A 19,272-nucleotide genomic window follows, 5' to 3' on the forward strand; every position below is an offset into this window, starting at 1 on the left:
TTATAGTCGGTCTTTAAAATGATCGTGGTGTGTTAGCCAGCCAGTTAGCCATACCGGTTAGTTGTGTCATGTTTTCTTTGCCCCATTTGGCCGTTCCTTCCCGGTCCGTATTAATGGCCATCAAGCGTGCAAATGCCGGCATATATTCTGTTTGTGCTAACTTATAATAATAATCCACAAAAAAATTATCAAAAAAAGTCTTTTCCGTTTTCTTTTCTGCCAGCTCACCGGCTAACTTAAACAGGGTTGTTAATTCATCAGTTAGCAGATCGGCACCCTGCAAATTTTTCGTTTTAGCCGCTATTGTAATCATTGACAGCCCTATATTTAAAGTAGACGTTTCTTGGGTGTCATCCGGCGAAATAGCGATAGTCGTTTTTCCGTCCTGGTTAATAGTGCCTCCGTTAAATATATTCTGGATATTGCTAAATGCAGATGCCCCGGCAGATGAAGTGCTGTTAAGTGCTATCACACTGCAAAAAGCCATTAGCGCATTAACTTTTTTGTTTTGCCGATACGTTGCCAATGCATAAACAGACAAACTACCCACATGTTTTGGATTATGCTTTATGGCTTCAATACTATTTTTTTCAGCCAGGTCATATTGGTTATTTCGCAAATAGGTAAGGCTTAAATTGAAATAGATCTGCGGATAATTTGGATTTATTTTTATCCCTTTTTCATATGTATCAACAGCTTTTACCGTTTGATGATCGGCATCATAAATACTTGCTAACAAACATAAGGCTGCAACTTTTAAATTGTCGTTATCTGATTTTATAGCCTTCTCCACAAAGGGCATAGCATCTTGCTGTTTTTTTAAGGCACATAATGAAAACGCTGTTTCATAATTAGCAAAGCCATTTTCAGGATCGGCTTTTAATACCTCGGCATATTTTTCAATGGCTTCAGCATATTTTCCCTGGTTATGCAATGTTGTGCCCTGCTTCATCAGGGTATCAGGACTTACTTTTTTTTCCTGTGCAAAAGCCGATATCGCACAAAATAATAATGCGACACCGATAATAATTTTCTTTGCCCGCATAGGATTATTGAACATCTCGTTTTTCGGTACTTAACCAGGTATTAAAAGCTTTAATATCATCCGGGTGTGCTTTCAGCCAGGCTAAATTTTCCTGGGGTGCTAAACTTACACCAATAAAGCGGGTGTATACATCCATATAATTCGAAGCGGCAATATCACCAAAGTAACTGCCAAAATATTTAGAGAAAAATGGCGAACCGTACTGATCTTCCTGCGCTTTTATGGCTTTGTAAGAAGCGGTAAGCTGCAGGGTTAACGAATCTATTGCCGTAAGATTTGTTTTACCTGATGTAGACGCAGCCACAGCCTGGGCAATGGTTTGCTGTTGCATTTTAGCAATCGGATCAACGTTGCCTGCCGGGGTGGCATGCAATATGTCTTTAATTATCTGGCAGCTTGCTAAAGAATAGCTATTTGATCCAAACATTAAAAAGTTAGACAACCCTAACAAGGCCTCAGCATTTCTGCCCTGGTGGTAAGCAGCTACTGCATAATTCTGGTAACTTCTTAAATGTTTAGGATCGGCCTTTATTGCCTCAGTGGCCGCCAGCTCAGATTGAACATAATTTTGTTGGCGCGCATAGCATACACATAAATTAAACCACAGGTTACGATCTTTTGGCCAATGTGCTATTCCCTGCTTGTAATATTCAATAGCTTTTTGAGAATCGCCCTTCATATCGTAAGCATTACCGAGTCCGGCATAAGCCTCGGCCGAGTGCAGAATAGAAACAAGCTTTTCAAAAATAACTATAGCATCATCATTTTTACCCATGGCGCTAAGTGTAAGCGCTTTCTCATAAAGCGCGGTTCGTGATTCGGGGTAAATTTTTAATACTTCTTCATATTTACCCATGGCCTCTGTGTATTTGCCTGCATCATAAAGCGCCATGCCCGCCTGCATTAATGAATCGGTATGAGTGGCCGGCCGCTCTTGCCCAAACAGGGTTACGGCACCAAAAAGCAGTATTAAAGTTAAGAGTGATCTGTAGTAATTTTTCATATTTTATGCGGTAAGGTTTATACATTTAAATTTAGTAAGGTTATTAACTAAAACAAGAAAAATGTTTAAAACTTTAATTTAAACGCGGGTTATAATTTACAATTTTCGCAGTCGTTTATTGCGATAGTATTATTATATATGAAATTATTGAAACAAAGCTTGTTTGCTTTTGCCACCGCCCTGCTTGTGATGGCATCGTGCTCATCAAAATCAGGAGACAATAGCAATTCGGCCAATGGCACACCCGATCCCGGCAAACCCCTGGACACAAAAGCTTTGTTAGCTTACAACCCCAAAAACGCCGATAAACAGATAGATGCTTTTATGCAGCACCTGCACAAGGTGGCCGGATTTAACGGTAATGTACTGGTGGCAAAAAAAGGAAAGATAGTTTACCAAAATGCCTTTGGCTGGGCTAACTACCCGCACCAGGACAGCCTGACACTCAGCTCTCAATTTGAACTGGCATCTATCAGCAAAACCATGACCTCCACCGCAATTTTGCAGTTAATGGAACGCGGCAAGCTGAAGCTAAGTGACTCTGTACAGCAGTATTTTCCTAATTTTCCATACCACGGCGTAACAATACGTATGTTGCTTACACACCGCTCCGGGTTGCCCAACTATGTATATGCTATTGATGATGTTTTCCGCAAAGAACACCGCGATCAGAAAAAAGGAGTTACCAATCAACAAATGATGGACCTGCTGGCCCAGTACAAACCTGTGCGCTATAACTTGCCCGACAAAGGCTATCACTACAACAACTCCAACTTCATGGTTCTTGGCTCTATCATAGAAAAGGCGGCGCACATGCAGTATGCTGATTATATGATGCAGAACGTTTTTCTGCCGGCAGGCATGAAGCATACCAATGTATACTCTAAGGCTACTTACGATAAGATCCCTACCAAGGTATTAGGGCATGATCGTAACAGCTGGCGGTACTCGGTAGCGCAAAACTACCTGGACGGGCCCGTTGGCGATAAAGGTATTTACAGTACTGTGGGCGATCTTTTCTTGTTCGACCGTGCGTTGCGTGCCGGAAAACTTATTAAACAGTCAACCCAGGATTCGGCTTATACTAACCGCGTTCCATTGAAAAACGGCCATTTTGGTTATGGCTATGGCTGGCATTTGTTTGAGGCACCTAACGAAAAAGTGGTTTACCACACCGGCTGGTGGCATGGCTTCCGCCACAATTTTCTGCGCGATATGAAGGAAGACGTTGTAATTATATTGCTGGATAATATGACCAATGGTAGTCTTTTGCACCTTGATGACCTGTTTAAAATGACCGGCATGCCTGTAATACGCGCAGGTGCCTATGGCCGCGACGGCGGGGAAGATGATGAACAGGTGAAGGCACCCACTATAGAGAAAAAAAAGCAGCCCGCTAAAAAACAGAAGAAAAAACCGGCAGCAAAACATACCACTGTTAAAAAGCACAAAGCGCATAAACACTAAGCAGTAAATAATGTTAAGTAAAGATAAAGGAGTAAACATGTTTGATAAACTAATGCAGGCCCAGCAAATGGCTGGCGATATTAAGAAGAGACTTGACAACATTACCGTAACCGGCACTGCCGAAAGCGGAAAGATCAGTGTTACCGCAACAGGCAACAAAACCATACAATCTATACATATCGATGCCGACTTTTTTAAGGAAGCCGATAAGGAAGAGATCGAAGAATTAATGGTGATTACCATTAATAAGGCTATGGAGCAGGCCGATAACGTAAGCCAAAGCGAAATGGCAGCCGCTACCAAAGATATGTTTGGCGGTTTAGGCGGTATGTTTGGCCAATAAGACTTAGATTTATAGGATATAAGGATTGTAAGATACTTGCATCATTTCTGCTATTTAAAACACAGCTACCATATGAAAACTACCTATTACGGACAATCGACCATTATTATTGAAACCGAAGGAAAAAAACTATTGTTTGATCCATTTATTACACCTAACCCAGCTGCAAAGGATATTGATATTCACAGCTTAAAGCCTGATTATATCCTGGTATCGCACGGTCACGGCGACCACGTTGCCGACCTGATAGAAATTCAGAAAAGCTGCGGCGCAAAAGTGATCTGTATTGCTGAAATAGCTAACTGGCTGGGCAATAAAGGTATTGAGGCGCACGGCATGAATATTGGCGGTGGCTTTAATTTTGATTTCGGGCGGGTTAAAATGGTGAATGCGGTTCACTCAAGCACCCTGCCTGATGGTTCTGCCGGGGGCAACCCCGCAGGCTTTGTAATTTATGCCGAAGGCAAAAAGATCTACTACGCCGGCGACACCGCGCTTACCTATGACATGAAGCTGCTGGAAGATGAGAATCTTGACTGGGCATTTTTACCTATCGGCGATAACTATACTATGGGTGTTGATGATGCTATAAAAGCCACTAATTTTATCAATTGCAAAAATGTTATCGGCGTACATTATGATACCTTCCCGGTTATCGCGATAGATAAAGAAGAAGCGCGCGAAAAATTTATAAAAGCCGGAATAAACATTAAATTGCCGGCTATTGGCGAAGAGATTAGTTTATAGTAAATATCCCCTGAAAGTGACCAGATCATCCTATTTATCCGCAGCATTATTTATTTGCCTGTTTCAATTAACTATCCTTAAAAAAAGTGTTGCCGCAAATTTAAAACCGGGGCATCCTAAGATAGATTTCTTTAAAGATCCTCAATATTTAAAAGGCGGATATGAAGAGATCCATTCGTTTGATCTGAGTTATAAAAGTGGCCCCCTGCCGGGCTTACGCTATGTTAAACCCGGAGCAGGTTTGGCCTACATTATATGCTACCCCAATAATTTAAAGGATTGGACAGCCCAGGTAAAGGCTATTAAAGACCGTAAGCTGCGTTATGAAGCCCAGGAGAACGAAGTAAGCAAACAGGTAATAAAGATAGCGCAGGAGCCTGCCTTACAAAGGCAATACCGCATATTTGCTTTTTTTATACCGGCAGATCATGTAGTTGAAACAAATACGAAACAAAGAAAGATCACCATGCCTAAATTCCCCTGCAATATTTCGGTTTACAAAAAAACAGCTGCGGGATGGACATTTATCAAAGAAGCTAAAATAAAAGAACTACGTGATTATGCTTATTTACTTTATAAGACAATTGATCCTCCGCAAAGCTTAAAGCCATAAACAACAAAAAATCTCCCCGGATTATCCGGGGAGATTTTTCTTTAATATAGCCTGCTTATTAAAGCTTGCGTTTAACTTCTACATTTTCGTAAGCTTCAACAATGTCGCCTACTTCAATATTGTTAAAGTTTTGGATGTTCAAACCGCACTCGTAGTTTGCAGACACTTCTTTAACATCGTCTTTAAAGCGTTTTAACGAAGCCAGTTCGCCGGTGTAAATAACCACACCTTCGCGTACTACCCTGATCTTGCTGTTACGGGTAATTTTACCATCTAACACCATACAACCTGCAATAGTACCCACTTTGCTGATCTTGAATGTTTCGCGGATCTCTACGTTAGCTACGATCTTCTCTTCAAATGTTGGAGCAAGCATACCTTCCATCGCCGCCTTGATCTCGTTGATCGCGTCGTAGATGATCGAATAAAGCCTGATATCTATTTGCTCGGCTTCGGCCAGTTTACGGGCACCGCCTGACGGACGTACCTGGAAACCGATAATGATCGCATCTGATGCTGATGCCAGCAATACGTCAGATTCTGAGATCTGTCCAACTGCTTTTGATATTACGTTAACCTGGATCTGCTCTGTTGATAGTTTCAGCAATGAATCTGCCAATGCTTCGATAGAACCATCCACATCACCTTTAACAATAACGTTCAATTCCTTGAAGTTACCAACTGCCAAACGGCGGCCGATCTCATCAAGCGTGATATGTTTCTGTGTACGTAAACCTTGTTCGCGTTGTAACTGCAAACGCTTGTTGGCAATTTCACGTGCTTCAACCTCAGTCTCCAACACGTTAAATTTATCACCTGCTGTTGGCGCACCCTGCATACCCAACACCTGTACCGGTGTTGACGGCCCTGCAGATTCAACCCTTTGGCCACGCTCGTTAGTTAATGCTTTAACACGGCCGCTGTAGCAACCGGCTAATATCGGATCGCCCACTTTTAAGCGGCCGGCCTGTACAAGTATGGTAGTTACAATACCGCGGCCTTTATCTAAAGCTGCCTCAATAACGGTACCTACGGCACGTTTATTAGGGTTAGCTTTAAGCTCTAACAACTCGGCTTCAAGCAATACTTTTTCTAACAACAGCTCAACATTTAAACCTGTTTTTGCTGATATTTCTTGTGTTTGGTATTTACCACCCCATTCTTCAACCAAAATATTCATGGCTGATAATTGCTCACGTACCTTATCGGCATTAGCGCCCGGGCGATCCATTTTATTGAATGCAAAAATAATTGGCGCACCGGCTGCCTGAGCGTGATTTATAGCCTCTCTTGTTTGCGGCATCACGCTATCGTCAGCAGCGATAACTATAATTACAATATCTGTTACCTGTGCACCCCTTGCACGCATAGCGGTAAACGCTTCGTGGCCCGGTGTATCCAGGAATGTTATTTTACCTTTATTGCCTGGTAACGTTACCTCATAAGCACCTATGTGCTGTGTGATACCGCCGGCCTCACCGCCAATTACATTGGTTTTACGGATAAAGTCAAGCAATGATGTTTTACCGTGGTCAACGTGACCCATTATGGTAACTATCGGCGCGCGTGGTACCAGGTCTTCAGGTTCGTCAGGCTGATCAAGAATAAATTCCTCATCCTGTGGTTTCACAAACTCAACCTGGTAGCCAAACTCGTCAGCAACAATACTTAGGGTTTCGGCATCTAAACGCTGATTGATAGACACGAACATACCCAGGCTCATACAGGTAGAGATGATCTGCGTAACAGATACATCCATCATTATAGCCAACTCGTTAGCTGTAACAAACTCTGTAACCTTTAGTACTTTTGATTGCGCGTCCTGCTCTAATGCCAGTTCATCGGCATTGGCTGCTACGTCGTCACGTTTTTGACGGCGGAATTTAGCACGCTGTGCAAATTTACCAGACTTACCTGCGCCGCTTAAACGTGCAAGGGTTGCCTTAATTTGGTCCTGAATATCTTTTTCTGATGGCTCTTCTTTAGGGCCGGTATTTGCCGGAGCATTACGGTTAAAGTTGTTATTAGGGCGATTGCCTTGATAACCACCACCTGTATTATTTGGCCTGTTCCTGAAATCAGGACGATTTGCGTTATTGCCGTTGTTACCGCCTCCTTGTGGTGCATTACCGCCACCCGCAGGGTTATTACCCTGTTGCTGATGGCCGTTATTGTTGCCACCCTGGCCGGGTCCCTGGTTATCTTTACGCTTACGTTTACGTTTATGGTCTGCGTTGGTATTTGATGATGATGCTACCGGGTTACGTTTTGGCGTAACAGGCAAAGTTATCTTACCAACAATATTAGGCCCGCTTAAACGCTCTGCCTTTGCCCTGATCACATCAGCATCGCCACCTTCTTCGTTGGCCGGCTCGGCCGCAGGTGCAGGTGTCACAACAGGCGCAGCAGTTACTACAGGTGCAACCGGCGCTTTTACTTCTTCAGCTTTAGGCGCTTCAGGAGCAACTTCTTTTTTTACTTCGGCTACAGGCTCAGGGGCTTTCACCTCTTCTTTAGGCTCAACCTTTGGTGCAACCGGTTCAGGTTTCGGAGCTTCCTCTTTAACTTTCTCTGCCGGTTTAGCGCCTAAATTATTAAGATCTATTTTACCTATAATTTTTACACCCGGCAATGAGTCGGTATTGCCGGTTTCTTCTGCTTTAGCAGGTTCAGGCTCAGGAGCCGGGGCAGCAGGCTGCGGTTTCTCAACCGGGGCAGGCGGCGCGGTAAAATTACCGGCGTTCTTGATCAGGATCTCTTCGTTCTCGAAATCTCTTGAACGGCGTGTTTCAAGAGGCTTGTCATTAGTGGTGACAGGCTCTTCTTTACGTATCTTGCCGATACTGATCTGCTTGGCTTCTTCCTTAATACTTTTATCAACAGCAAACTCTTTTAACAAGGCACTGTACATGTCGTTATCCAGCTTTGCCATAGGTTGTTTATCAACCTTGTAGCCTTTTGTAGCTAAAAAATCAACAATGGTACCCATACCAATGTTAAGCTCTTTTACTGCTTTTATTAATTTTATTGACTTGTCTTCTGACATTTATTGCTTTTTCTTTCTCGCTTATTTATGCAAAAATACGATTTTAATTTTGCTTAATTTTTTTTATTCAAATTCTGCCTGTAATATTGAAAGCACTTCTTTTACTGTTTCTTCTTCTAAATCGGTACGTTTTACCAATTCACCAACAGTTAACGCCAAAACCGACTTAGCTGTATCTAAACCAATACGTTTAAATTCGTCAAGTATCCAGCTTTCAATTTCGTCAGAAAATTCTTCAATATCCACGTCTTCATCATGCTCATCAGCCTCACGGTATACATCAATTTCATAACCTGTCAATTTACCGGCCAGCTTAATGTTATGTCCGCCGCGACCTATCGCTAACGATACCTGGTCGGGTTTTAAGTATACAGCCGCTGTTTTTTTCTCATCATCCAATTTAATTGATGTGATCTTAGCCGGCGATAAAGCACGTTGTATGTATAACTGAATATTGTTGGTATAGTTTATAACGTCGATATTTTCGTTTTTCAACTCGCGTACTATACCGTGTATGCGTGAACCTTTCATACCCACACAGGCACCAACCGGATCGATACGGTCGTCGTATGATTCAACAGCTACCTTAGCTCTTTCGCCAGGTTCGCGTACAATTTTCTTGATGGTGATCAAACCATCAAAGATTTCAGGCACTTCAAGCTCAAACAAACGCTGTAAAAACTCAGGCGCTGTACGTGATATAATGATCTTAGGGTTGCTGTTCAGCATATCTACCTTGTAAACAATAGCTTTTACGCTGTCGCCTTTTTTAAAGTAGTCGGCAGGTATCTGCTCTGTTTTTGGTAATAAAAGCTCGTTACCTTCATCATCCAATACCAAAGTTTCTTTTTTCCATACCTGGTAAACCTCGCCGGTAACAATTTCGCCAACGCGGTCTTTATATTTCTTAAATATCTCGTCTTTCTCTAACTCCAGGATCTTAGATACTAGGGTTTGGCGTGCAGCTAATATCGCGCGGCGGCCAAAGCTTTCTAAAGTGATCAGCTCAACATAATCATCGCCCACTTCCAGGTCCGCGTCAAGTAGTTTTGCTTCTGCCAATTCAATTTCCAGGTCATCGTCCTCACTAAATCCATCTTCCATAACCACACGTGTGCGCCAAATCTCCAAGTCACCGTTATCGGTGTTTACAATTACGTCACAATTTTCGTCAGTACCGTATTTTTTACGGATCATACTTCTGAAAACGTCTTCCAGCACGCTCATCATTGTTGGGCGATCAATGTTTTTGAAATCTTTGAATTCCTGGAATGAATCAATTAAATTAATATTGCTCATTTTTTTTACTTAAATGATATTAAAACTTTTGTTTCTGTTATTTGCTCAATCGGGATAACGCTTTCAACAAGTTCGGCCTTTTTCCCTTTTTCTTTTATTTTTTCTTCAATCATCACGGCATCTTCTGTAATTGCCGTTAAGTTACCTTCTCTTTTGCTGCCATCGGCCATTTTAATGGCCAGGTCACGACCTATGTTTTTTGTATACTGCCTGGTTAAAGTTAACGGTGTATCAATACCCGGCGACGACACTTCCAGGTTATAAGGTGTTTTTATAACATCCTCTTCTTCCAGCCTAAAACCTACGTATCTGCTTATTTGCACACACTCGGCTATCCCTATACCATTATCGCCGTCAACAAGTATGATCAATTTTCCGTTACTGTGTAATTTGGCACTAACTAAAAACAGATCAGGACGCTCAATTTCAGCGATCTTTTCTTCTACCAGTTCAACAACCCTTTTTTCAATATTCATATTCGACTTTCCTTTCCGCCGGATGCCTGATAACTATCAGGAGGTAAACTAAAAGAGGGGGCAATGTGCCCCCTCTCCCTTTATTTGATTGCAAATATAGTAAAAATTATCTAAAATCAAGTGTTACGGCTTAAAAATCAAATCGGTATAGTGCAGCTGCCCTTTGGTGGTTTTGCCCTGTACATAATCCCAGATACTTTTATTACCGGCGTAATTGTAAAAGCGGATAAAATAAAGTTGACGTTTAACAAATGATGTGTCAGGTGTGAAAATAATTGCGCTGTCTTTTAGCTGATATTTGCCGGGTTGCACGGGCTGGTAATCTTTAACATCGGTATCGGCCGGTAAGCGGTAAATAGCAAACAGGCTCTGCCAGTTTTTAATAGTGTCGCGGTCAATATCATTCAGTATTACCGGATCGATCCCTGTGATCTTTAAGGACCGGTTACTATCCGTCAAACTGATATGGATCGATGGTGCCGGTGGTTTGGCAGTACAACCCACACAAAAGATCAATATTAACAGCAGCAGTTTCTTCATTTATCGTTACCGTGTAAAATCAAATTTAGGATTATAAAACAAAAGGTATTAAGTTTAAATTTATACACTATGCTTCCATTATTAATTGCCCCGCAGATCCGCGAAGCGGACGCCCATACCATTGCCAACGTGCATATCAGTTCTGTCGATTTAATGGAGCGGGCATCAAAAGCATTTGTGGGCTGGTTCATTAATCATTTTCCTGATAAAAAAACAGTCATTGCTGTTTACTGTGGCACCGGAAATAATGGGGGAGATGGACTGGCAATAGCACGGATGCTCCACGATCACAAATATTTAAATGTGGCTGTTAAGCTGGCTCGCTATTCAGAAAAATCAACCGACGATTTTAATATAAATCTGCGCAGGCTTAATGAAAAAGACATCGGCTTGATCGAGCTGAAACCGGATATGGAGTTACCCGCCGAAAATAGCCAGATCATTATTGACGCGCTGTTAGGCAGCGGCCTAAATAACCCCCTGGCCGGCGACTATAAAAAGCTTGCTGAATATATCAACAGCCTAAATAAAACCGTAGTGGCTGTTGACGTACCGACCGGCTTTTTTACCGATGGCGAGATGGATAAAGACGCAACCGTTATTAGGGCTGACCTGGTAATCACTTTTCAGCAGCCCAAGATCAATTTTTTACTGCCCGAGTCCGCGCCGCATATTAACTGCTGGGAGGCGGTAAATATTGGGCTTGACGAAGCGTTTATACGATCGCTTAAATCGCCTTACCTGTTTGTTGAGGAAAAGGATGTTAAAAAGATGCTGAAGCCACGCCATCACTTTAGCAATAAAGGCACTTACGGACATGCCCTGTTAATTGCCGGGCAGGCCAAAACAATGGGGGCCGCGTTGTTGAGTTCGGCGGGCTGCGCTTATGCCGGTGCCGGATTAACCACCGCATGTGTGCCTGAAAGTGGCCTCATAGCTTTAAATACCTACCTGCCCGAGCTAATGGCCGTTGTTAGGAAAGCTGATGAATTGCCCGATATTGACTGGAAACAATACACCGCAATAGGCATAGGGCCGGGGTTAGGTAAAGACACCACCTCTTTAGCTTTATTAAATGATGTTTTAGATAATTCTAACAAACCAATAGTTGTTGATGCTGACGCGTTAAACCTATTAGGCGAAAACCCTGAACTGTTGAATAGATTCCCCGCAGGCAGTATTTTAACGCCGCACATGAAAGAGTTTGATCGCCTGTTTGGCAAACATGATAACTGGTGGCAAAGACTGCAAAGCAGCAGGGAGGCTGCTAAAAAGCACAATATCTACATCGTACTAAAAAATGATTATACCATAGTAGCCACGCCCGATGAAAAGGTTTATTTTAATTCGACCAGCAACGCAGCGATGGCAACGGGGGGTATGGGCGATGTGCTGACCGGCATAATTACTTCATTACTGGCACAAAAATATACACCTGAAGAAGCTTGTGTACTTGGTGTATATATCCACGGCAAGGCCGGCGACGAATTGGCGTTACCCAATCGCCTTAACGTAGTTTTACCGGGACGGCTTGCGCAGCAATTGCCTGTTACCATGGCAAAATTAATGGCATAAAAAAACGGCTGCAAGTATTATACAGCCGTTTTTCATACTTATTAACTGATCTTATAAAGAACTAATACTCGGTGTTATTTATATTAAGACACCAATAGGTCTATATTAGTTACAGTTGATTATTATTTTTATATTATAAACTTACACTGCCCGCAACCATCATTTTATCCATGGTTGGGTTAACGCTGCCGCCTCTTGGCTCAAGCGTTACTGCAAATACGGTTGGCGCGGCAACGGATTTCATCTGTTTCATGTCCGAACTATCAGCTGATGATTTATCAAACACGCCCAAGTCCACAGGTTTGCCTGCTACAATTGCCCATAGTTGGTATTGGTGTGCCTGGTCATTTTCAGGCATATTTAAGGCCGTCATATCTATCATTACCTTTTTCTTTACCGGGCTCCAGGCAACGGTCATGCCGCCTGCCGGCAAATTCTTGGTGCCTTTCAGCTTTAAAACTTTAAAGGTTGTATCCCTGAACACGCCAAGCGCGTCGTTCATATAGCTTACAGTTTTGCTGATGCGCTGATTTTGCGTGGTCATGGCAACCAGTTGCAAATTTGATTTCTGCAGCTTATTATAAACATTAAACAAGGCTACCAGACTGCCTACCAATAAGGCAATGCTTGCCGCGAAGGCATATTTATAAAAATTATTTGCCGTGGCAGTCATTACTACTACGTTATCAGTAGCTGCACTGTCTTTCTTAGTAAATGTTGCATCGTCAGCCAGGTTGGTAACCAGGCTGTTTAATATTTTATTTCTTTGATTTTCTGACGGTTCAACCGCGTTGGCTAATGCATATGATTCCAGCGCCTTCTCCACCTCACTCAGCTCCGCCTTCACAGCCGGATGTTGTTGAACCATTGCTTCTACCTGCTGCTTTTCTGCAGGAGAAACATCACCCAGAACATAGAGTTCTAAGATACCTGATTCAATAAATGCTTTTACGTCTTCCACTTTTAGACTTCAATTAAAATTTTTCCTGAGTTCAATAATTGCCATTCGCAGGCGCGTTTTAATGGTTCCAAGCGGGATGCCTAACTCGTCGGCAGCCTCAACATGCGTGTAACCTTTAAAATACACCAAATCAAGAATAGATTTTTGTTCGGGTTTGAGCTTCTGTACCAGCTCTTTAATTCCCATTAACTCGGGCTTGTATACTGTGTTTCTCTGTTCGTCAATGAAAGTTACGTTATTTTCTAACTCTTGGTTTTTGTTATGATTTTTAAAATCTTTCGATCTTAATTTGTCAATAGATAGATTGCGGGCAATGTTAACCATCCAGGTAAATAAGCGGCCTTTATCGGGGCTGTAGCTCGAGAAAGAGTGCCATATTTTCACGAAGGTTTCCTGTAAAACATCTTCAGAAGTAGCTTCATCAACAACAATCCTGCAGATAACACCATAAAGCGATGCCGAGTACATGTCGTACAGCGCTTCTACGGCGATCTTTTCACGATGCCTTAATGCCAGCACCAGTTCTTCTTCTGAAAGGGATATTTTTTTCTTACTCACAAGTTGGTGAAGATATAAAGGAATTATCAGATTTCAAATAAGTGTTTTTCAGCATGATACGATGAGCGCACCAATGGTCCGCTCTCTACATACCTAAAACCCTTATCAAGCCCAATTTGTTTGTAAAAAGCAAATTGATCCGGGTGGATCCAATCTATTACCGGGTGATGGCTGCGTGTAGGTTGTAAATACTGGCCTAAGGTCAATATATGTACACCGGCTTCAAGCAGGTCATCCATTGCTTCTAAAACATCCTCTTCCTTTTCGCCAAGGCCCAGCATAATGCCTGATTTTGTACGTAAGCCTGCTGCAGATACCTGTTTTAACGCCTCAAGACTTCTGTCGTACTTTGCTTGTATGCGCACTTCTTTTGTTAAGCGCCTTACGGTTTCCAAATTATGCGATACTACTTCAGGCCGGGTTTCTAAAACCCGCGCCAAATTATCCCATTGGCCCCTGAAATCGGGCAATAAAGTTTCTAAAGTTGTTTCAGGGCTTTCCCTGCGGATGGCATTTATGGTTTCGGCCCAGATAATAGAGCCGCCGTCTTTCAGGTCATCACGGTCAACCGAGGTGATCACACAATGCTTAACCTGCATCAGCTTAACCGAGTTGGCCACGCGGTTAGGCTCATCCGTATCAACAGCCAGCGGCCTGCCTGTGGCTACCGCGCAAAAGGAGCATGAACGGGTACAAATATTACCCAAAATCATAAATGTTGCAGTACCCGCGCCCCAGCACTCGCCCATATTAGGGCAATTACCACTCTCGCAAATGGTATGCAGCTTATGTGTATCAACCAGGCTGCGTACATGCGCGTACTCTTTCCCCACTGGAAGCTTTACCCTAAGCCAGTCTGGCTTACGTTGCTTTTGTTCAACTGGTACTACCGGTAATTCGATCATAAAAACAAAAGTAATTAAAAACCACCTAACCAAATAAGTAGGCGGCATAAATATTACAGTGTATTGATAAGCCCCCTAACCCCCTGAAGGGGGAACAAAAGTTTATTACTGTTTATGCGGATGCCGATCAAACATCTTAAATTTGTAGTTCACTAAAACAAAAATTCTCCCTTTAGGGGGTTAGAGGGCTATGGCAACTATACACACTACTTACCTTGGCGGCTTACGCACAGAGGCGACACATTTACAATCCGGAACAAAAATTATAACCGATGCACCGACTGATAACAAAGGTAAAGGTGAAGCATTTTCGCCAACTGATCTACTGGCAGAATCATTGGCCGGCTGCATGTTAACCACGATGGGTATAGCTGCCGATACGCATGGCATAGACATGGACGGGACCGAATGTGAGGTTACCAAGATCATGGCTGCCAATCCGCGCCGCGTGGCCGAGGTAGTTACCAATTTTAAATTCCCGAAAGAATATACCGATCAGCAGAAAGCTATTTTAGAAAAAGCCGCGCTAACATGCCCGGTAGCCGTAAGCCTGCACCCGGATGTGATTAAGACCGTGAATTTTGGGTGGTAGGGTTTAGTGATTAGAGATTGGTTAATTAGATATTAGGCTTGTCGCTTATTAAAACAGAAAGCCCTGCAGTTAATATGCAGGGCTTTTATAATTTTAAGCCTAATCTCTAACCTCTAATTAACCAATCTCTTTAACTTAATTTATTTCCGACAAAGTTTCCTCCACAGATATCGCACCGTGCGACTGGTCAAGAACGCATTCGCCGTCCTTAATCAAAAGTAATTGCGGCGACTCGTGGTGTACGTGGAATAATTGTGCAACTTGACTTGATATGTCACGATGTTGTATCAGGTCCAAAAAATATAAGGGCATATCCTGTGGCAGATCTTCCCAGTCTAATTCAAAGCGCCTTTTTGCCATCATACTGATAGAGCAACGGGTGCTGTGTTTAAAAATCAAACTATAACCTTGTTGCTGCTTAATCTCATTAAGCTGTTCTGCCGACTGTAATTGTATCCACGCCATAATGATGCAAAGGTAAGAATGCTCGTTCCGTTATTAGTAATTACAACGTCAAACAATTGTTTGTTTTAAGCAATCTAAAATGAAAGGTGTTTATCTGCGGCCTCTTGGGTATGAGCTATAAGCAGGGCAAAGTTTGTTGGAGCATGAAGTGATGATGCTTCCCATTGTTAACGCCAGAAGAACTATATAAATTACTTTTCTCATGTTCCTAATATCTATATTATATTCTGTTATACGTGAACTATCGCTCTAAAGTTTTAGCAAGGGCAGCCATTTTAATGGCTGTGATAGCCGCTTCATCACCTTTATTGCCATGTTTACCACCGGCACGGTCAATTGCCTGCTGTTGGTTATCGGTTGTTAACACACCAAATATAACAGGTTTTGAATACTTTATAGCAACATTGCTTAAGCCGTTGGCTACCGCGTTACAGATAAAGTCAAAATGCCTGGTTTCTCCTTGTATAACGCAGCCCAGGCAAATTATTGCATCAAGCCCGGTGTTATTTAATAAAAGGTCGGCACCACTTGTCAGCTCAAAACTGCCCGGAACGGGGTATGTTTGTATATTATCAGGAAGAGCGCCGTTAGCGATAAGGCTGTTGTAAGCACCCTGGTATAAAGCATTGGTGATCTCGGCATTCCACTCGGCAACCACAATGCCAAAGCTATATGGCGCAGCCGATGGAATTTCTGTCGCAGAAAAGTCTGATAAGTTTTTTAGCTGTGTAGCCATTTTTATTTCGGATTTCGGATTTTCAATTTCGGATTTGTATAGTCAAATCTATATAATACTTGCAATTCAATAAATTCGAAATCGCAAATCCGAAATTCGAAATCCAATTACAATTTCGCTTCAACGCGGGCTATGTACTCGTCAATGCTTTGAGCCTCTGCGCTGGTTGGGTAATCTGATTTTATTGATTTGTAAGCATCGTCAGCCGATTTATTATCGTTCTGTGCCTCATAAACCAAACCTAATTTTTTCAAATAAAGTGGCGATAAGAAATTGTTGCTTGCTTTATCAACCGCTTTTTTAAAGTATGATGCAGCATTGCTGTAGTCTTTTAACTCTACATACGCGTCGCCGGTATTGCCCAATGCTTCAGCGGCGATCATAACGTCATCGCCACGGTAGTTATTCAGGTTATCAATAGCTTTGCGGTATTCGCCTTTATTTAAATAAGCAACACCCAGGTAAAAGCAAGCCAGGTTTGCAGATTTGGTATTGCTGTAATCGGTTACAATTTTTTGAAAACCAGGATAGCCGGCATCGCCATTAATAGCTTTATCCCAATCTTTTTTAGCCCAGAAATCTTGTGCTACGTGCATTTGGTCGGCAGCTTTTGATTCGCGCGGCGCTAAATATAATTTTTGGTAAAGAACATAAACCAATATCATGGCAACTATAGCCGCAGCTATAAATAACAAGCTTTTTTGATTCTCGCGTGTAAATTTACTTACCTGCGCAAAGTTGTCATCTTTTAACTGCACAGTTGTACTCTCCTGGGTTTTTGACATTTCTATTCTAAATTAAAGTTTGCAAAACTACATTTTTTAAAAAGTTTTAGCAACAGCTTTTTATTTTAATAAATAAGCTTGTTTTATTTAATGTGCGGCAGGAAGAAAAAGCATTGCGGTAATTGCTAAATTTGGTGCTCGCTTATGTATCTAAAACAGCTGTCAGTAATTAATTTTAAAAACTATGAAGAGGCCGAGCTATCATTCAGCGATGGTGTGAACGCTTTTTTAGGTAATAACGGCGCGGGTAAAACCAATTTGTTAGATGCAATTCACTACCTGTCGTTATGTAAAAGCTACTTCAACCCTATTGATAGCCAGCAGATAAAACAAGGGGCGGATTTTTTTATCATCACCGGTGTTTTTAACAAAAATGGGCAGCAGGAGGCCGTAGCCTGTTCTGTAAAACGTAACCAAAAAAAACAATTTAAGCGCAATAAAAAAGATTACCAGCGCCTGGCAGACCATATTGGCCTGTTGCCGCTGGTTATGGTATCACCATATGATATCAGCATAATTATTGAAGGCAGCGAAGAAAGGCGTAAGTTTATTGATAATGTAATATCGCAAACAGATAACCATTACCTTGACGAATTGATAGCCTATAATAAGGTATTGATAAACCGTAACGCCCTGCTAAAGCAAATTGCCGATACGGGCAGGTATGACCCGGGGCTGATGGAGGTGTTAGATGATCAGTTGATAGCGTCAGGCAACCGCATCTTTGAAAAGCGCCGCGCGTTTATGGAAACGTTTACCGCTATATTTAACAAGCATTACCAATTTTTAAGCGATGATGCCGAACAGGTTGAACTGATCTACGAATCACAGTTATTAAATGACAGTTTTGCCTCATTACTTAAAAAGACTTTGGAGAAAGACCGTGTGCTTGAACGCACCACTGCCGGCATCCATAAAGACGAGCTGCAGTTTGCCATACATGGTATGTCCATGAAAAAATTCGGATCGCAGGGTCAGCAAAAATCTTTCCTTATAGCGCTTAAACTGGCGCAGTATAGTTTTTTAGATCAGCAAAAAGGGTTTAAGCCTTTGCTTTTGCTGGATGATATTTTTGATAAACTGGATGACCGCAGGGTAACCAAACTGATGCAAATGGTATCGAACAATGATTTTGGGCAGGTATTTATTACAGATACCAGCGATGCCCGGGTAAGTAATATATTTGATAGTATGGATGTACCTATCCGCATATTTAAAGTAAAGGAGGGGCAGGCAAATGCGCAAAGCTAACGACAAATCGCTCAAAGACGCTATTGAGCAAATGATGCAGGTTTATAAGATCAAACGCAAGTTTGACGAAACCGGTATTATAGCCTCATGGCCCAACCTGGTTGGCAAATCGGTAGCCAACCGTACCAAAGAATTATTTATCCACGATAAGAAACTGTTCCTGCGGATAGAATCATCCGTAATAAAGAATGAACTGATGATGATCAGGTCCCAGATCATCGAGAAGATCAATAACGAAGCCAAGAGCCTGTTAATAGAAGAGATCGTCTTTTTATAAAGTGTATTATTAGGCATAAAAAAAGTTTCTGGCAGCCTATTAGTTAACAGGCTATCAGAAACTTTTTATATATCTGCGGAGTTTAATTAAACTCTTTCGAAAGCTGAAAAGTAGAAGTTACCTTCTATCTCTGCATTCTCGTCAGAATCTGACCCGTGAACCGCGTTTGCTTCGATTGATTTTGCAAACAGGTTACGAATGGTTCCGACTTCAGCCTTGGTTGGGTCTGTAGCACCGATCAATTTACGGAAATCTTCAACAGCATTATCTTTTTCTAAAATAGCGGCTACAATGGGGCCTGATGACATAAAGGCAACCAGGTCGTTATAAAAACCACGCTCTTTGTGTACAGCATAAAACTCGCCTGCTTTTTCTTTAGTAAGCGCGGTTAATTTTAATGCAACTATTTTAAAGCCGCTTTTTGTGATCTTGTCTAAAATTGCACCGATGTGGCCATTGGCAACTGCATCGGGTTTAATCATTGTAAATGTTCTATTACTTGCCATTTGTGTTTAAATTGAGGCAGATGGCCTGTTAAGACACCTGTAAAATCTACCTTTTGTATATAATTCTGCAAAAGTAGGGTTT

21 protein-coding genes are annotated in these 19,272 nt (G+C 42.1%); 8 read left to right on the forward strand and 13 right to left on the reverse strand.

From position 1 onward, the window contains the following. Nucleotides 1–13: 13 nt before the first annotated feature. Entirely contained in the window at nucleotides 14–1,060 is a 1,047-nt protein-coding gene (locus tag FO440_RS06330) for a tetratricopeptide repeat protein (RefSeq protein WP_144247368.1), read from the reverse strand. Next, a complete protein-coding gene (locus tag FO440_RS06335; protein WP_144247369.1) occupies nucleotides 1,050–2,048 on the reverse strand; it encodes a tetratricopeptide repeat protein in 999 nt (332 codons plus the stop codon). Before FO440_RS06335 ends, FO440_RS06330 begins: the two co-directional genes overlap by 11 nt. A gap of 138 nt (nucleotides 2,049–2,186) precedes the next feature. Here FO440_RS06335 and FO440_RS06340 point away from each other — a divergent pair, with 138 nt between their 5' ends. The 4 genes from FO440_RS06340 to FO440_RS06355 all read left to right on the forward strand — a co-directional run bounded on the left by FO440_RS06340 (nucleotide 2,187) and on the right by FO440_RS06355 (nucleotide 5,218). Next, a complete protein-coding gene (locus FO440_RS06340; protein WP_246104182.1) occupies nucleotides 2,187–3,515 on the forward strand; it encodes a serine hydrolase domain-containing protein in 1,329 nt (442 codons plus the stop codon). Nucleotides 3,516–3,525: 10 nt separating this feature from the next. Further along, the gene (locus tag FO440_RS06345) at nucleotides 3,526–3,858 is read left to right on the forward strand and encodes a YbaB/EbfC family nucleoid-associated protein (protein WP_394348357.1); all 333 of its coding nucleotides are present in this window, start codon (nucleotides 3,526–3,528) and stop codon (nucleotides 3,856–3,858) included. A 72-nt stretch (nucleotides 3,859–3,930) separates the two neighbouring features. Continuing rightward, nucleotides 3,931–4,605, forward strand: a complete 675-nt coding sequence (locus FO440_RS06350; protein ID WP_144247370.1) for a metal-dependent hydrolase — start codon at nucleotides 3,931–3,933, stop codon at nucleotides 4,603–4,605. Between the two features lie 16 nt (nucleotides 4,606–4,621). Continuing rightward, nucleotides 4,622–5,218, forward strand: coding sequence for a hypothetical protein (locus FO440_RS06355; protein ID WP_144247371.1), 597 nt, complete (start codon nucleotides 4,622–4,624; stop codon nucleotides 5,216–5,218). Nucleotides 5,219–5,276: 58 nt separating this feature from the next. On the opposite strand, the gene infB is transcribed toward FO440_RS06355, so the two are convergent. The 4 genes from infB to FO440_RS06375 form a co-directional block, all read right to left on the reverse strand. Then, a complete protein-coding gene (gene infB / locus FO440_RS06360) occupies nucleotides 5,277–8,264 on the reverse strand; it encodes a translation initiation factor IF-2 (RefSeq protein WP_144247372.1) in 2,988 nt (995 codons plus the stop codon). Between the two features lie 63 nt (nucleotides 8,265–8,327). Next, on the reverse strand, nucleotides 8,328–9,563 hold the full coding sequence (gene nusA / locus FO440_RS06365; protein WP_144247373.1) for a transcription termination factor NusA: 1,236 nt from the start codon (nucleotides 9,561–9,563) through the stop codon (nucleotides 8,328–8,330). A gap of 5 nt (nucleotides 9,564–9,568) precedes the next feature. Then, entirely contained in the window at nucleotides 9,569–10,039 is a 471-nt protein-coding gene (gene rimP, locus FO440_RS06370) for a ribosome assembly cofactor RimP (protein WP_144247374.1), read from the reverse strand. A gap of 123 nt (nucleotides 10,040–10,162) precedes the next feature. Beyond that, nucleotides 10,163–10,579 carry a hypothetical protein gene (locus FO440_RS06375; protein ID WP_144247375.1) on the reverse strand — a complete coding sequence of 139 codons (417 nt, stop codon included), beginning with the start codon at nucleotides 10,577–10,579 and terminating at the stop codon, nucleotides 10,163–10,165. Nucleotides 10,580–10,648: 69 nt separating this feature from the next. Between FO440_RS06375 and FO440_RS06380 the strand changes: the two genes are divergently transcribed. Then, entirely contained in the window at nucleotides 10,649–12,154 is a 1,506-nt protein-coding gene (locus FO440_RS06380; RefSeq protein WP_144247376.1) for an NAD(P)H-hydrate dehydratase, read from the forward strand. Nucleotides 12,155–12,287: 133 nt separating this feature from the next. Here the strand turns inward: FO440_RS06380 and FO440_RS06385 are convergent, their stop codons facing one another. The 3 genes from FO440_RS06385 to lipA are packed head-to-tail and all read right to left on the reverse strand — an operon-like array spanning nucleotide 12,288 to nucleotide 14,578. Then, nucleotides 12,288–13,115: an anti-sigma factor gene (locus FO440_RS06385; RefSeq protein WP_144247377.1), complete on the reverse strand. Its 828-nt coding sequence runs from the start codon at nucleotides 13,113–13,115 to the stop codon at nucleotides 12,288–12,290. A 9-nt stretch (nucleotides 13,116–13,124) separates the two neighbouring features. Next, nucleotides 13,125–13,673, reverse strand: coding sequence for an RNA polymerase sigma factor (locus FO440_RS06390; RefSeq protein ID WP_144247378.1), 549 nt, complete (start codon nucleotides 13,671–13,673; stop codon nucleotides 13,125–13,127). 26 nt (nucleotides 13,674–13,699) lie between these two features. Then, nucleotides 13,700–14,578 carry a lipoyl synthase gene (gene lipA / locus FO440_RS06395; protein ID WP_144247379.1) on the reverse strand — a complete coding sequence of 293 codons (879 nt, stop codon included), beginning with the start codon at nucleotides 14,576–14,578 and terminating at the stop codon, nucleotides 13,700–13,702. A 190-nt stretch (nucleotides 14,579–14,768) separates the two neighbouring features. Between lipA and FO440_RS06400 the strand changes: the two genes are divergently transcribed. After that, nucleotides 14,769–15,170, forward strand: coding sequence for an OsmC family protein (locus tag FO440_RS06400; protein ID WP_144247380.1), 402 nt, complete (start codon nucleotides 14,769–14,771; stop codon nucleotides 15,168–15,170). Nucleotides 15,171–15,305: 135 nt separating this feature from the next. On the opposite strand, the gene ytxJ is transcribed toward FO440_RS06400, so the two are convergent. From ytxJ to FO440_RS06415, 3 genes are all read right to left on the reverse strand, one after another. Continuing rightward, nucleotides 15,306–15,635 (reverse strand): bacillithiol system redox-active protein YtxJ, encoded by a 330-nt coding sequence (ytxJ, locus tag FO440_RS06405; RefSeq protein WP_144247381.1) that lies wholly within the window; start codon nucleotides 15,633–15,635, stop codon nucleotides 15,306–15,308. 241 nt (nucleotides 15,636–15,876) lie between these two features. Beyond that, a complete protein-coding gene (gene ribH / locus FO440_RS06410) occupies nucleotides 15,877–16,371 on the reverse strand; it encodes a 6,7-dimethyl-8-ribityllumazine synthase (RefSeq protein ID WP_144247382.1) in 495 nt (164 codons plus the stop codon). 107 nt (nucleotides 16,372–16,478) lie between these two features. Continuing rightward, complete coding sequence (locus FO440_RS06415) at nucleotides 16,479–17,156, reverse strand: tetratricopeptide repeat protein (protein WP_144247383.1); 678 nt, start codon at nucleotides 17,154–17,156, stop codon at nucleotides 16,479–16,481. A 144-nt stretch (nucleotides 17,157–17,300) separates the two neighbouring features. On the opposite strand from FO440_RS06415, the gene recF reads away from it, so the two are divergent. Then, nucleotides 17,301–18,407 carry a DNA replication/repair protein RecF gene (gene recF, locus FO440_RS06420; RefSeq protein WP_144247384.1) on the forward strand — a complete coding sequence of 369 codons (1,107 nt, stop codon included), beginning with the start codon at nucleotides 17,301–17,303 and terminating at the stop codon, nucleotides 18,405–18,407. Continuing rightward, nucleotides 18,394–18,684 carry a DUF721 domain-containing protein gene (locus tag FO440_RS06425; RefSeq protein WP_144247385.1) on the forward strand — a complete coding sequence of 97 codons (291 nt, stop codon included), beginning with the start codon at nucleotides 18,394–18,396 and terminating at the stop codon, nucleotides 18,682–18,684. The genes recF and FO440_RS06425 overlap by 14 nt, the downstream gene beginning before the upstream one ends. Nucleotides 18,685–18,770: 86 nt before the next feature. On the opposite strand, the gene FO440_RS06430 is transcribed toward FO440_RS06425, so the two are convergent. Continuing rightward, nucleotides 18,771–19,190: a nucleoside-diphosphate kinase gene (locus tag FO440_RS06430; protein WP_144247386.1), complete on the reverse strand. Its 420-nt coding sequence runs from the start codon at nucleotides 19,188–19,190 to the stop codon at nucleotides 18,771–18,773. Nucleotides 19,191–19,272: the final 82 nt, after the last annotated feature.

The sequence above is a fragment of the Mucilaginibacter corticis genome (genome assembly GCF_007558865.1).
Taxonomy (GTDB): Bacteria; Bacteroidota; Bacteroidia; order Sphingobacteriales; family Sphingobacteriaceae; genus Mucilaginibacter; species Mucilaginibacter corticis.

Bases quoted from the DNA above. Each gene is read 5' to 3' on its own strand.
- FO440_RS06350 (WP_144247370.1), top strand. From the start codon at position 3,931: ATGAAAACTACCTATTACGGACAATCGACCATTATTATTGAAACCGAA.
- lipA (WP_144247379.1), bottom strand. From the start codon at position 14,578: ATGATCGAATTACCGGTAGTACCAGTTGAACAAAAGCAACGTAAGCCA.
- ribH (WP_144247382.1), bottom strand. From the start codon at position 16,371: ATGGCTACACAGCTAAAAAACTTATCAGACTTTTCTGCGACAGAAATT.
- FO440_RS06380 (WP_144247376.1), top strand. From the start codon at position 10,649: ATGCTTCCATTATTAATTGCCCCGCAGATCCGCGAAGCGGACGCCCAT.
- FO440_RS06375 (WP_144247375.1), bottom strand. From the start codon at position 10,579: ATGAAGAAACTGCTGCTGTTAATATTGATCTTTTGTGTGGGTTGTACT.
- FO440_RS06430 (WP_144247386.1), bottom strand. From the start codon at position 19,190: ATGGCAAGTAATAGAACATTTACAATGATTAAACCCGATGCAGTTGCC.
- FO440_RS06400 (WP_144247380.1), top strand. From the start codon at position 14,769: ATGGCAACTATACACACTACTTACCTTGGCGGCTTACGCACAGAGGCG.
- FO440_RS06425 (WP_144247385.1), top strand. From the start codon at position 18,394: ATGCGCAAAGCTAACGACAAATCGCTCAAAGACGCTATTGAGCAAATG.
- FO440_RS06335 (WP_144247369.1), bottom strand. From the start codon at position 2,048: ATGAAAAATTACTACAGATCACTCTTAACTTTAATACTGCTTTTTGGT.
- FO440_RS06415 (WP_144247383.1), bottom strand. From the start codon at position 17,156: ATGTCAAAAACCCAGGAGAGTACAACTGTGCAGTTAAAAGATGACAAC.
- ytxJ (WP_144247381.1), bottom strand. From the start codon at position 15,635: ATGGCGTGGATACAATTACAGTCGGCAGAACAGCTTAATGAGATTAAG.
- FO440_RS06330 (WP_144247368.1), bottom strand. From the start codon at position 1,060: ATGTTCAATAATCCTATGCGGGCAAAGAAAATTATTATCGGTGTCGCA.
- recF (WP_144247384.1), top strand. From the start codon at position 17,301: ATGTATCTAAAACAGCTGTCAGTAATTAATTTTAAAAACTATGAAGAG.
- rimP (WP_144247374.1), bottom strand. From the start codon at position 10,039: ATGAATATTGAAAAAAGGGTTGTTGAACTGGTAGAAGAAAAGATCGCT.
- infB (WP_144247372.1), bottom strand. From the start codon at position 8,264: ATGTCAGAAGACAAGTCAATAAAATTAATAAAAGCAGTAAAAGAGCTT.
- FO440_RS06340 (WP_246104182.1), top strand. From the start codon at position 2,187: ATGAAATTATTGAAACAAAGCTTGTTTGCTTTTGCCACCGCCCTGCTT.
- FO440_RS06345 (WP_394348357.1), top strand. From the start codon at position 3,526: ATGTTAAGTAAAGATAAAGGAGTAAACATGTTTGATAAACTAATGCAG.
- nusA (WP_144247373.1), bottom strand. From the start codon at position 9,563: ATGAGCAATATTAATTTAATTGATTCATTCCAGGAATTCAAAGATTTC.